This window comes from Streptomyces sp. NPDC001843 (assembly GCF_042891955.1).
Lineage (GTDB): Bacteria > Actinomycetota > Actinomycetes > Streptomycetales > Streptomycetaceae > Streptomyces.
In genome coordinates this window covers 135,810-147,875 of record NZ_JBIATQ010000008.1, presented here as the reverse complement: position 1 = coordinate 147,875, position 12,066 = coordinate 135,810, and the positions used below count along the sequence as shown (strand labels likewise).

13 protein-coding genes are annotated in these 12,066 nt (G+C 69.5%); 7 read left to right on the top strand and 6 right to left on the bottom strand.

Annotated elements, in window-relative coordinates; genetic code table 11:
• The first annotated feature begins 37 nt into the window (after positions 1-37).
• The 3 genes from ACFYZQ_RS21295 (at position 38) to ACFYZQ_RS21285 (ending at position 3,138) form a co-directional block, all read left to right on the top strand.
• Positions 38-1,633, top strand: coding sequence for an ISL3 family transposase (locus tag ACFYZQ_RS21295; RefSeq protein WP_389149863.1), 1,596 nt, complete (start codon positions 38-40; stop codon positions 1,631-1,633).
• A gap of 68 nt (positions 1,634-1,701) precedes the next feature.
• Positions 1,702-2,136, top strand: coding sequence for a hypothetical protein (locus tag ACFYZQ_RS21290; protein WP_389149861.1), 435 nt, complete (start codon positions 1,702-1,704; stop codon positions 2,134-2,136).
• 261 nt (positions 2,137-2,397) lie between these two features.
• The gene (locus ACFYZQ_RS21285) at positions 2,398-3,138 is read left to right on the top strand and encodes a class I SAM-dependent DNA methyltransferase (RefSeq protein ID WP_389149858.1); all 741 of its coding nucleotides are present in this window, start codon (positions 2,398-2,400) and stop codon (positions 3,136-3,138) included.
• A gap of 85 nt (positions 3,139-3,223) precedes the next feature.
• Here the strand turns inward: ACFYZQ_RS21285 and ACFYZQ_RS21280 are convergent, their stop codons facing one another.
• The 5 genes from ACFYZQ_RS21280 to ACFYZQ_RS21260 all read right to left on the bottom strand — a co-directional run bounded on the left by ACFYZQ_RS21280 (position 3,224) and on the right by ACFYZQ_RS21260 (position 7,437).
• The gene (locus ACFYZQ_RS21280) at positions 3,224-3,997 is read right to left on the bottom strand and encodes a succinate dehydrogenase iron-sulfur subunit (RefSeq protein WP_389149855.1); all 774 of its coding nucleotides are present in this window, start codon (positions 3,995-3,997) and stop codon (positions 3,224-3,226) included.
• Positions 3,997-5,751, bottom strand: coding sequence for a succinate dehydrogenase flavoprotein subunit (sdhA, locus tag ACFYZQ_RS21275; RefSeq protein WP_389149852.1), 1,755 nt, complete (start codon positions 5,749-5,751; stop codon positions 3,997-3,999). The genes ACFYZQ_RS21280 and sdhA overlap by 1 nt, the downstream gene beginning before the upstream one ends.
• A gap of 19 nt (positions 5,752-5,770) precedes the next feature.
• Positions 5,771-6,253 (bottom strand): succinate dehydrogenase hydrophobic membrane anchor subunit, encoded by a 483-nt coding sequence (locus tag ACFYZQ_RS21270; protein WP_389149849.1) that lies wholly within the window; start codon positions 6,251-6,253, stop codon positions 5,771-5,773.
• A 6-nt stretch (positions 6,254-6,259) separates the two neighbouring features.
• Complete coding sequence (sdhC, locus tag ACFYZQ_RS21265) at positions 6,260-6,640, bottom strand: succinate dehydrogenase, cytochrome b556 subunit (protein ID WP_389149847.1); 381 nt, start codon at positions 6,638-6,640, stop codon at positions 6,260-6,262.
• A 200-nt stretch (positions 6,641-6,840) separates the two neighbouring features.
• A complete protein-coding gene (locus ACFYZQ_RS21260; RefSeq protein WP_389149844.1) occupies positions 6,841-7,437 on the bottom strand; it encodes a 2-oxo-4-hydroxy-4-carboxy-5-ureidoimidazoline decarboxylase in 597 nt (198 codons plus the stop codon).
• 155 nt (positions 7,438-7,592) lie between these two features.
• On the opposite strand from ACFYZQ_RS21260, the gene ACFYZQ_RS21255 reads away from it, so the two are divergent.
• The 3 genes from ACFYZQ_RS21255 to ACFYZQ_RS21245 all read left to right on the top strand — a co-directional run bounded on the left by ACFYZQ_RS21255 (position 7,593) and on the right by ACFYZQ_RS21245 (position 10,764).
• Complete coding sequence (locus tag ACFYZQ_RS21255; RefSeq protein ID WP_389149841.1) at positions 7,593-9,242, top strand: glycoside hydrolase family 20 protein; 1,650 nt, start codon at positions 7,593-7,595, stop codon at positions 9,240-9,242.
• Between the two features lie 147 nt (positions 9,243-9,389).
• Positions 9,390-10,133, top strand: coding sequence for a DUF4328 domain-containing protein (locus ACFYZQ_RS21250; RefSeq protein ID WP_389149838.1), 744 nt, complete (start codon positions 9,390-9,392; stop codon positions 10,131-10,133).
• 76 nt (positions 10,134-10,209) lie between these two features.
• Entirely contained in the window at positions 10,210-10,764 is a 555-nt protein-coding gene (locus tag ACFYZQ_RS21245; protein WP_389149836.1) for a hypothetical protein, read from the top strand.
• 23 nt (positions 10,765-10,787) lie between these two features.
• On the opposite strand, the gene ACFYZQ_RS21240 is transcribed toward ACFYZQ_RS21245, so the two are convergent.
• Complete coding sequence (locus ACFYZQ_RS21240; RefSeq protein ID WP_389149833.1) at positions 10,788-11,228, bottom strand: DUF1877 family protein; 441 nt, start codon at positions 11,226-11,228, stop codon at positions 10,788-10,790.
• A 236-nt stretch (positions 11,229-11,464) separates the two neighbouring features.
• On the opposite strand from ACFYZQ_RS21240, the gene ACFYZQ_RS21235 reads away from it, so the two are divergent.
• Complete coding sequence (locus tag ACFYZQ_RS21235; protein ID WP_389149830.1) at positions 11,465-11,863, top strand: hypothetical protein; 399 nt, start codon at positions 11,465-11,467, stop codon at positions 11,861-11,863.
• Positions 11,864-12,066: the final 203 nt, after the last annotated feature.

The following is a 12,066-nucleotide window of genomic DNA, read 5'->3' as shown; positions in this document are numbered from 1 at the left end:
CCCAGCCGACAGGCGGCAGGGTCGACAGTGCTACGCCGTGAACAAGGTACGGCCGCAGCTGGATGAGCTGCTGTTCTCCTCGATGGAGGGCGTGTTCGTGGAATCCGTCGAGGTGTCCGACACGGTCGTCCGTGTCGCGGCCCGCACGACTGCCAGCCGGGCGGCATGCCCGCGGTGCGGGTGCTGGTCGGACCGAATACACGGCTCCTACCTGCGGTTCCCTCGTGATCTGCCAGCGGTCGGCAAGTTCGTTGTGGTGTCGTTACGGGTGCGTCGCTTCGTCTGCGTGGAGGAGTCTTGCTCGCGGAGGACATTTGCCGAGCAGGTGCCCGGGCCGACCCGCCGGTTCGGTCGTCGGACCGAGCGGCTGCGATCAATGTTGCTCTCGGTCGGCCTTGCCCTTGCCGGCAGGGCCGGCGCCCGTATGACGGACGTCTTGGGGGCACCGGTCAGCCGGAACACTCTGCTGCGGCTGATCGTCTCGCTGCCCGATCCTCCGGTCACGGTGCCCCGCGTGGTCGGCGTGGATGAATACGCCCAGCGCAAGGGCCGTATCTACGGGACTGTGCTCGTCGACGTCGAGACACGTCGCCCGATCGGTCTCCTGCCGGACCGGGAGGCGGACACGCTTGCTGCCTGGTTGGCCAAACGGCCCGGCATCGAGATCGTCTGCCGCGACCGTGCCCCTTTCTTCGCCGAGGCGGCGACCCGTGGCGCCCCACAGGCCATTCAAATTGCGGACCGGTGGCACCTCTGGCACAACCTGGGCGAAGCCGCCGAGAAGTGCGTCTACCGGCACCGCGGTTGCCTGCGCCCCGCGCCAGAACTGCCTGAGGAGCAAGCGGAGGAGGCGGAGTCGGCCGCGACGTCGCCCTGGCCCACAGGCCACCGGTTCGCCGAACGCACCCGGGCCAAGCACGCCACCATCCACGCGCTGCTGGACGCCGGCCACAGCAAGCGGTCCGTCGCCCGGCAGCTCGGCATGACGCTCAACACGATCCTGCGCTTCTCGCGCGCCACCACGCCGGAAGAGTTGTTCACCGGGCAGTGGCAAAGCCGCGCGACCAAGCTCGACGCCTACAAGCCCTACCTAGCCCAGCGCTGGCAGGAAGGCTGCACCAACGCCTGGAAACTGTGGGAGGAGATCAGAGAGCAGGGCTACCCGGACGGCTACGGAAACGTCCGGAACTACGTGAGCAGGACTCTGCGCCGCAAACCCCAGCCCGTCGGGCCCCGGCCGCCCTCGGCCCGCGCCGTGACCCGCTGGATCCTGACCCACCCGGACGCACTGGTCGAAAGCGACCGGATCCAGCTCAAGGTTGTGCTGGTCAACTGCCCCGAGCTGGATGTCCTCGCCAAGCACGTGCGGGCCTTCGCCCACATGGTCACCGACCTTCGAGGCGACCAACTGCCAGAGTGGATCGAATCAGCCAGAGCCTCTGCCGACTTGCCCAGTCTCAGCCGGTTCGCTCACCACCTCGAACGCGACCTTGACGCCGTCGTCGCAGGGCTCTCCCAACCGTGGAACTCCGGCGTCGTGGAAGGTCATGTCAACCGGATCAAGATGCTCAAGCGCCAGATGTTCGGCCGCGCAGGATTCGAGCTCCTCCGCAAGCGCGTCCTGCTGGCGTGAGCGAGAGCCTTCAGAGCTCGTCTGCGGAGACTCTGCCTTAGCCTGCGATCGGCGCATAGGATGCTGCCGTGAGCAGCGCGAACGTGCACGCAGACCGATTCCTCGGGGAATTCCGGGAGTTGGAGCATGGCCGCACCGACGGGCCCTCGCTGAGGGACTGCATGCAAAGAAAGGGTGCGGCCTATGAAACGGACCTCATTCGCTACCTGCGTGCTGGCTCGGTGCTGGCCGCGACCACCTCACGGGTCCATGACGTCCTCAGCGCTAGGAACGAGCTGATCGGCGGCCTGCATCTCCTCACTGACGGTGAGTGGTTCTGGTACACGGATCTGGCGTACTACGTCGAGCACTACCATGTGCCCCTCGACGCACAATTCGTTGATCACGCACGCGGGCGCGGGTGGACACCACCTCAGCTGAGCGACGCCGAGCTCGTCCGGATTGCCGACACTTTCTTCCCGGACGACGGCACTGCACCCGTCGTTGTTGACGGTGGGCAATAGAGAGGGTTGAGGACGCTCAGTACCGGGGCCGCTCGACCCTTCATGGGGTTGTGATTTCAGCCGACGGGCTTCTACCGCTGTCACACTAAAGGCGGCCCTCACGCTGCGTACACGTCCACAAGAAGTGGACCAGAGCCCGTTATCGTGAACAGAGCCAGCCCTTCCCGGTCAGAGCAGTAGCCGGACCTGACCTGAGTGACCGGAGCCGCTGGAAGGTAAATGCCTCGACAGCGCCCCTCGCGCCCGGCAGAGTAGCCGCCCGTGACGAGCAGTGAACTGTGGACCCGTGCGATGGCCGACCGTTACGACGCCGAGGAGACCGAGCTGTCCTCGGCCGCCGTGCTGGGGCCGACCCTCGCGTTCCTCGCCGAGCTCGCCGGAGACGGCCGGGCGCTGGAGTTCGCCATCGGAACCGGGCGCGTGGGCGTCCCACTCCGGGAGCGCGGCGTGCCCGTAGTGGGCATCGAACTGTCCGAGCACATGGCGGCGGTCCTGCGGCGCAAGGTCGACGAGGACACGCTCCCGGTGGTCATCGGGGACATGGCCACGACTGTCGTGCCCGGTGAGTTCACCCTGGTCTATCTCGTCTACAACACCATCTCGAACCTGCTCACGCAGGACGAGCAGGTCGAGTGCTTCCGCAACGCCGCACGCCACCTAAGGCCCGGAGGGCGGTTCGTCATCGAGTTGGGCATGCCGCCGCTGCGGCTGCTGTCGCCCGGCCAGGTCGCGGTGCCGTTCGACGTCTCCGAGCGGCATCTCGGCTTCGACACCTTCGACCTGGTCGAGCAGGTCCTCGTCTCGCACCACCTCACCCGGGACGGCGACGACGGCCGCTACCGCCGCGACAGCTCCCGGCACCGGTACGCCTGGCCGGCGGAGCTCGACCTGATGGCGCGGATCGCCGGGCTCGAGCTCGAGCGTCGCGTCGCGGACTGGAACGGGGCGCCGTTCACCGAGGAGTCCGCGAAGCACATCTCCGTGTGGCGCAAGCCCGTCTGAGGTAGGCAGCCAGCGAGCGGCGAAGGCCCCGCCCCCCCGGTGAGTGACCGGTGAGCGGGGCCTTCGGAGGGCCTGCGGGCAGGCCTCAGTAGCGGCGCGTGATCAGCGCGCGCTTGACCTCGGCGATCGCCTTCGTGACCTCGATGCCGCGCGGGCAGGCGTCCGTGCAGTTGAAGGTCGTGCGGCAGCGCCAGACGCCGTCGCGGTCGTTGAGGATCTCCAGGCGCTGCTCGCCGGCCTCGTCACGCGAGTCGAAGATGAAGCGGTGCGCGTTGACGATGGCCGCCGGGCCGAAGTACTGGCCGTCGTTCCAGAAGACCGGGCAGGACGACGTGCAGGCGGCGCAGAGGATGCACTTCGTGGTGTCGTCGAAGCGCTCGCGGTCCTCGGCCGACTGCAGCCGCTCGCGCGTGGGCTCGTTCGTGTCCTTCGTGATGAGGAAGGGCATGACGTCCCGGTACGCCTGGAAGAACGGCTCCATGTCCACGACCAGGTCCTTCAGGACCGTCAGGCCCTTGATGGGCTCGATCGTGATCGGCTTCTCGGGGTTGATGTCCTTGATCAGCGTCTTGCACGCCAGGCGGTTCTTGCCGTTGATCCGCATGGCGTCGGAGCCGCAGATGCCGTGGGCGCAGGAACGGCGGAAGGTCAGCGTGCCGTCGATGTCCCACTTGATCTTGTGGAGACCGTCGAGGACGCGCTCCTTCGGGTCGATCTCCAGCTGGAAGTCTTCCCAGGTCGCCTCGGCCGAGACCTCGGAGTTGAAGCGACGGACGCGGAAGGTGACCGTGATGTACGGGGAGTCGGCGAAGCCGGGCTCGGGGGCCGCGTCCGCCTTGTCCAGGGTGGGGGTTGCCATCAGTACTTACGCTCCATCGGCTGGTAGCGGGTCTGGACGACCGGCTTGTAGTCCAGGCGGACGGTCTCGCTGCCGTCGTCGCCCACCTCGCGGTACGCCATGGTGTGGCGCATGAAGTTGACGTCGTCGCGGTTGGGGTAGTCCTCGCGGTAGTGACCGCCGCGCGACTCCTTGCGGGCCAGGGCGGACACCGCCATGACCTCGGCCAGGTCCAGCAGGTTGCCCAGCTCGATGGCCTCCAGCAGGTCGGTGTTGAACCGCTTGCCCTTGTCCTGGATCGCCACGTTCTTGTAGCGCTCGCGCAGTTCGGCGATCTTCTCGACGGCCGTCTTGATCGTCTGCTCGGTGCGGAACACCATGACGTTGGCGTCCATGGTCTCCTGCAGTTCACGGCGCAGGACCGAGACCCGCTCGCTGCCCGTGGAGCTGCGCAGACGCTCGATCTGCTCGACGACGAGGGACTCCGGGTTCTCCGGCAGCTCGACGAAGTCGGCCTTCTGGCTGTACTCCGCCGCCGCGATACCGGCCCGCTTGCCGAACACGTTGATGTCCAGCAGCGAGTTGGTGCCGAGGCGGTTGGCACCGTGCACCGAGACGCAGGCGACCTCGCCGGCCGCGTACAGGCCCGGGACGACGGTGGTGTTGTCGCTGAGGACCTCACCCTCGACGTTCGTCGGGATGCCGCCCATCGCGTAGTGCGCGGTGGGCTGGATCGGGATCGGGTCCGTGTACGGCTCGATGCCCAGGTAGGTGCGCGCGAACTCGGTGATGTCCGGGAGCTTGGCGTCGAGCTGCTCCGGCGGGAGGTGCGTGAGGTCCAGGTAGACGTGGTCGCCCTCGGGACCGCAGCCCCGGCCCTCGCGGATCTCCGTGTAGATGGAGCGGGACACGACGTCACGGGACGCCAGGTCCTTCATCACCGGCGCGTACTTCTCCATGAAGCGCTCGCCGTCCTTGTTGCGGAGGATGCCGCCCTCACCGCGGGCGCCCTCCGTCAGCAGGATGCCCATGCGCCAGATGCCGGTCGGGTGGAACTGGAAGAACTCCATGTCCTCCAGCGGCAGGCCACGGCGGTAGACCGCCGCCTGGCCGTCACCGGTCAGCGTGTGGGCGTTGGACGTCACCTTGAAGAACTTGCCGCAGCCGCCGGACGCGTAGATCACGGCCTTCGCCTGGAAGACGTGGATCTCGCCGGTGGCCAGCTCGTACGCGACCACACCCGCCGACTTCTTGACGCCGTCGACCTCGGTGATCAGCTGGTCCAGGACGTAGAACTCGTTGAAGAACTCCACGCCCTCCTTGACGCAGTTCTGGTACAGCGTCTGGAGGATCATGTGGCCGGTGCGGTCGGCCGCGTAGCAGGACCGGCGGACCGGAGCCTCGCCGTGGTTGCGGCTGTGACCGCCGAAGCGGCGCTGGTCGATCGTGCCGTTCGGGGTGCGGTTGAACGGCAGGCCCATCTTCTCCAGGTCGAGGACGGAGTCGATGGCCTCCTTCGCCAGGATCTCGGCGGCGTCCTGGTCGACCAGGTAGTCACCGCCCTTGACCGTGTCGAAGGTGTGCCACTCCCAGTTGTCCTCCTCCACGTTGGCCAGCGCGGCGGCCATGCCGCCCTGCGCGGCGCCCGTGTGGGAGCGGGTGGGGTAGAGCTTGGTCAGCACGGCGGTGCGGCTGCGCTTCGTCGACTCGATGGCGGCGCGCATACCGGCGCCACCGGCGCCGACGATGACGGTGTCGTACTTGTGGATCTTCATGATTCTCGCAGCCCCGTGCCTAGCGGATGTTCGGGTCGAAGGTGAAGATCACCAGCGTGCCCAGCAGGATGGTGAACACCGTGGCGGTGTAGAGCAGGCCCTTCAGCCACAGCCGGGTGTTCGCGCGCTCCGCGTAGTCGTTGATGACCGTGCGCAGGCCGTTGGCGCCGTGCAGCATGGCGAGCCACAGCATGAGGAGGTCCCACACCTGCCAGAACGGGGACGCCCAGCGGCCGGCCACGAAGGCGAAGCCGATCTTGGAGACGCCGCCGTCCAGCACGAGCTGGATCAGCAGGTGGCCGATGACCAGGACGACCAGCACGATGCCGGACAGGCGCATGAACAGCCAGGCGGCCAGCTCGAAGTTGCCCCGGGTGGACTTGGGGCTCTTCTTGGTGCGCTTGCGCGGGGCCTCGATGAAGGGGGCCGGGTTGTCGACGTTGTAGAGCGAGCCGCCCTCGACGGGGCCGATCCCGGACGCGGTCTTTTCAGTGGTGGACATGCGGCGTCAGCTCCCGAAGAGGACTCGAGCGGCGTGGCCGAGGACCGGGTAGACGGCACCGGCCATCAGGACGACCCAGACGCCGACGACGGTCCACAGCATCTGCTTCTGGTAGCGCGGACCCTTCGACCAGAAGTCGACGGCGATGACGCGCAGGCCGTTGAGCGCGTGGAAGAGGATGGCGGCGACGAGGCCGTACTCCAGCACGGCGACGATCGGCGTCTTGTACGTGGCTACGACCTTGTCGTAGTCCTCGGGGGAGACACGCACGAGAGCGGTGTCCAGCACGTGAACGAACAGGAAGAAGAAGATGAGGACGCCGGTGACTCGGTGAGCCACCCAGGACCACATTCCTTCCCGGCCGCGGTACAGCGTTCCAGCCGGCACGGAAGAACCCTCCGGGAGCGGGGACTAGGGCCGCGCCGGCTTCGGTGTCGGTCGGGCCCGGCCGGGTACGGTCCACCGGCCCCCAGCATCGTAGCGAGACGCTTGCGCTGGGCTTAGCGGGGGGTTGCCTGTGTGATCAAACTGGCATCTAAAGGTGCACGTACGGGCTATTTAGGCGGCTACGGGGGTGGGGTGTCCTGTCAATTGCCGGGTGCGGCGCCGTTTGGGCTGGTCGCGCAGTTCCCCGCGCCCCTTAGGTGAGTCATCAGCCTGCCCCTTGCAAGGCGTCGCAGCTGCTCTGCCGCCACCACGCGTTCCTCGTCCGGATCGTTCGCCAAACGTGACCGGATGCCTTCGAGGATGCGGTCAAGGGCTTCCTCCGGTGCGGCGTCACCCAGATAGATGACGAACACATGTCCGAAACGGGCCTCGTAGGCGGCGTGGGCGGCGCTCAGGGCGGTGTGGGCTGCCGAGTACGTACCCTCCGGCAGGGTGGGAAGCGATTCACCCGCCAAGGCCTCCGAGACCTCGGCCGGTGTCAGGTCGTACGCCGCCTCGTCCGCCGCGGCCAGGAGGGAGTCGAGGTCCGGGTAGGGGCGGTGGGCGGTGATGCGGTGGGCCCAGCGGGTGCTGTGCAGGCAGGTCGTGAGGGTGCTGTGGACCTCGTCCGCGGGTGCGGTGTTGAACCCCTCGACCGCGGTGGCGGGCGGCGGGGTGCGGGTCTGCTCCGGGAGCGCCGGTATGGCCACTCGGGCGGAGGGGTACGGGTGCGCAGGCAGCGTGGGTCCTCGCGTCACATGTGGTGTGTCTGGGGATCTTGTGAAGAGCTGTGTCGTCACGTTATCGAGAGTGGTCATGCTATGTCCGATGGATGCCCGAATTTCACTCGGACGGGAGAGTTTCGGAGCGTGTGGGTGACGTGTGGTCGGCACGTCGGCCGTAGGTTGGAGCGGTGAGTCAGCACAGGCGCCGGGCGTCGGCGCAGAACGTGAGGAGGAAGCGGGCGGTGGCCGTCGCGGCCTTCGTCGGCACGGTCGGGCTCGGTGTGGGGGTGGGGGTCTGGGCCTGGGCTGACGACGGCGGGCCGGCGGCGTCGGCGCAGCGGTCCGCGGATCCCAGGGAGCACCCCGCGGGCTCCGCCTCGCCGAAGCCGAACCGCACGCCCAGCCGCTCCTACCCGCTGTCCCAGGCGCCCCGCACGATCCCCGCCGTACGGTCCCACACCCCCGCCCGCGGCCCCGGCTGGCGCCCGGCGCACGGCGAGCGCGTGGTGGTGAGCGACGCCGACCTGGCCGACGAGGGCAAGCTGATCGCCGGTGAGCTGGGCCTGTCGTACGCGGGCGAGCGGAACGACGTGCGCGCCGGGGACGTGCGGCTGGCGCTGAACGACGACGAGGGCGCGAACCCGGAGTCGTACACCATGACCGTGCGTGGTGGCCGCGTGAACATAAGCGGACCCGCCGACGCGGGAGTCTTCTACGGCACACGCACCCTCAAGCAGGAGGTCCACGGCGGCGGCACCGCCCCGGAGGGCGTGGTGCGCGACCAGCCGGCCAAGCCGCGGCGCGGGTTCAACCTGGACATCGCCCGCAAGCCCTACACCGCCTCCTGGATCGAGGACCGGGTCAAGGAGCTCGGCGACCTGAAGTACAACGAGCTGGGGCTGCACTTCTCCGACGACCAGGGCTTCCGCATCGAGTCCACGAGCCACCCCGAGGTCGTCTCCAAGGACCATCTGACCAAGGCCCAGGTCAAGCGGATCGTCGACCTCGCGGCCGACCGGCACATCACGGTCGTGCCCGAGATCGACTCGCCCGGACACCTCGGCGCCGTCATCGCCGCCCACCCCGACCTGCAGCTGCGCAACGCGCAGGGCGTCCCCACGCGCGGCGCCGTCGACATCTCCAAGGACAGCGCCGCCACGATCGTGGACGACCTCCTCGACGAGTACGCCGGTCTGTTCCCCGGCTCCCAGTGGAACCTCGGCGGCGACGAGTACCAGGCCCTGACCGTGGCCGACCCGCAGGCCTCCTACCCGCAGCTGGCGTCCGCCGCCCGGCAGGCCTACGGCGCCGACGGAACCGTCTCCGACCTCGCCACCGGCTGGCTGAACGACCGCGCCGACACGGTCCGCGCCCACGACCGCACGATGCGGGCGTGGAACGACGGGTTCTTCCGGCGCACGTCCGTACCGGCCGCGAAGGACCTCCAGGTCGCCTACTGGACCGGCAAGGAGATCGGCGCCCGGCAGCCGTTGGAGTACCTGAGCGCGGGTCGGAAGGTCATCAACTACAACGACGAGTTCCTCTACTACGTCCTCGGGGAGCCGCAGACCTTCGTCTACCCGACCGGCAAGCGGATCTACGAGCAGTGGAACCCGCGGGTCCTGCGCGGGACCACCGCCGTCCCGGCGCGCTACGACGGACAGATCCTCGGCGGCTCCTTCGCCGTGTGGTCCGACATCGCGAACGCGCAGACCCAGGACCAGGTCGCCGCGGGCATCCGGATGCCGCTGCGGGCGACCGTGCAGAAACTGTGGGATCCCGGCAAACCGGCGCTGACCTGGGCCGAGTTCCAGAAGCTGGCGAACCGCCTCGGCTGAGCACGGTCATATCAGGTGGACGTGCGGCACCCGCGGACCGTATCTTCCGCGTGCCGCACGGGTGCCTCAGGGGAGAGCCGCGCCCGGCGTCTCGTCACACCTCGGGGGACCACCGTGATCTGCTCGCGCTGCCATCACTTCGCCGCCATGCCCGGCGGCACCCTGTGCACCCGCTGCGCGGCCACGCCGGAGCCGCCCGCCCCGCCGTTCGCCGGGGCGCCCGGCGCCTGGCTGCGCTCGCCGGTCGGGCTCGGCCGGGCCGCGGCGGCGGTACTCGGGCTCGTCATCGCCGCCGACCTGTTCGCGATCTACGCGGACCTGCTGCAGTACGGCGTCGCGGGCGACCTCCTGGACGGCGCCCACGGCACGGAGATCATCCGGCGCGCGGACCGGGCCGACACCCTCTACGGCACCGCCGGCATCGTCCAGACGGCCGCGATGCTGACCAGCATCGTCGTCTACCTGTGCTGGTTCCACCGGGTCCGGGTCAACGCCGAGGTCTTCAGCCCCTTCGGGCACAGCAGGAAGCGCGGCTGGGCGATCGGCGCCTGGTTCACCCCGGTCGTGAACCTCTGGATGCCGCGCCGGATCACCCTCGACATCTGGGACGCCAGCAGCCCGTGGGGCGCCCCCCGTTCGCACGCGCCGGTCAACGCCTGGTGGACGCTGTGGATCATCTCGCTCCTCGCCGACCGGGCCGCGTTCACCTCCTACCGGCGGGCCGACGGCGCGCAGGAGCTGCATGACGCCGCCCGTCTGATGCTCTTCTCCGACGCCGTCGACATCGCGGCCGCCGCCCTCGCGGTCTTCGTCGTGCTGAGGCTGACCGGCATGCAGCGGCAGAAGGCCCTGGGCGGACCCGCCCCGGTGGCCGAAACCATGCCTCTGTGACACTCCCGGGCCGTCGCACGCAGTAAGGGGAAATGCGGGCTCCGTAAAGATCGGCGCCCTGGCGAGGGAGGATTCCATGAGCCTGGTGGAACTGATCGCTCAGGCCGACGAACGGGCGCTGGCCGCCAGTGGGCTGGCTTGTCTCGATCGGTGCGTGCCCCTGCTGGGCGGCGACGACGAGGTCCTGCGGCCTTTGTGGGGGAGCCTCGCGGACACCGGTGACTGGACGGAGGGCCTGGAGAAGGCGCGCGCCGCGCTCGCCTGTGCCGACCCGGGGGCCGCGGTCGAGGACCAGGCCGCGGAGCTCGCCCGCCGGATGCTCGACGCCGCCCCGGCCGAGTGCACCGGTGCCGGGGTGCGGGTCTGGGCCGACGCCTGCTCCGTGGCCTCCCTGCAGATCCACCGGCTCCTCGACCCCGCCGCCGACGCCTCCTCGGTCGACTCCCGCCGCGAGGGCAGCACGGAAGGCATGCCCCCGCTGGTCGCCGCCGAACTGCGCCGCCAGGTGGCGGTCCTGGAACTGCTCACCGCCCACGGCGCCGCCGGCCTCCGCGGCGCCCTGGAGACCTCGACCGAGGGCCGCCGTGTCCTGCGCGCGGTGGTCTCCAGGCGTGCCCGGGGGCGGGGGTGAGGCAGAGGTCTGCCCGGCCGCGCTCAGAGCAGCAGCCACTTCACCACGGCCTCGCCGGAGGCCGAGGCGTGGGCGTAGAACTCCTTCAGGTCCCGGTGTGCCGCCGCGAAGGCGCCGCGGGTCTGCGGCTCGGCGGCGGGGCCGCCGTACCGGGGGAGCAGGTCCGCGCGGGAGTCGTGCCACAGGGCCGCGAAGTCGGCCGAGGCGAGGAAGCCGGCGACGGCCGCCGTCTCGGCGGGCGTCAGCAGCAGGAACGGAGGCATCCCGAGCTCCGAGTGGAACACCGGGCGGCCGCCGAGGACCACCTGGGCGTGCGGGCCGTCCTCCGCGAGGTGCGGGGGCGAGCCCGCGTACAGCAGCTCGTGGTCCAGGTAGCGCTGGTCCAGCACCTCCTCCCGGCGCCGGTTGATCCGTCCGCGGACGGTGTCCCAGTCGTCCTGGAACAGCCGCTCCAGTGAACGCACGTCGTCTCGTAACTCCCCGGGCGGCACCGCGCGGAGGTGGAAGCACATAGCCATCGCAGATGACAGCGCACAGGAGGAGCCGAACGTCACTCCCGGCGTAAACCTCGGTCGCGCGCAGGTCCTGTGACCGTCCTGCGGTGGAGGCGGGGCGGTGTTGGGCGCGTTGCGGGAACGGCCCGGATCCGTGTGACGAAAGGCCCGCCGACTCCGCTTTCCCCTATGTGACTACCCAGTACGTGACTGAACGGCAGCAGACCAGGCCGCAGGCCGCGACGAAGCCCGTGCGCTGGGCGGCGGACACGGTGGCGACGATGCGCGAGGGCGCACGGGTGCGGCTCGACTACTCGGCACAGAGCCTGTGGCGCGTCGACCGGTTGATCGAGGAGATCCGGCGCGAGGGGCCTCCCGTCGAGGCGGTACGGGACGTGCTGCGCGGCTTCGGGGCGTACGCCGGTGAGGTGATGGCACGGCAGACCGGCGCCGAGTGGTGGGCGACCGGCGGCGACCACTGGATCCGTACGCCCGACGGACGTCTGTGGGACCCGATCGACGAGGCCCGGCGCTGCTACGGCGGCCACGGGTCGCTGCGGCTGCTGTGCCGGGACGCGACGGCGGGGACCGGACGGCGGCACTGATCCGCCGCCAGGGCAACGGCCGGAGCCGCCACCCCCCACAGGAGAGGCCCCGGCCGTCGCGCGGCACGGGCCGCGCGGCGACCCGTATCTCCTACAGCGCCTTGAGTGCGTTTTCTGTCACACCTCGCCATGATCCGCCGCGTCACGAGTCAGTTGCATCCTGGACGGACGTGGACGAGGAGCGGTTTCAGGTCGTAACGTGC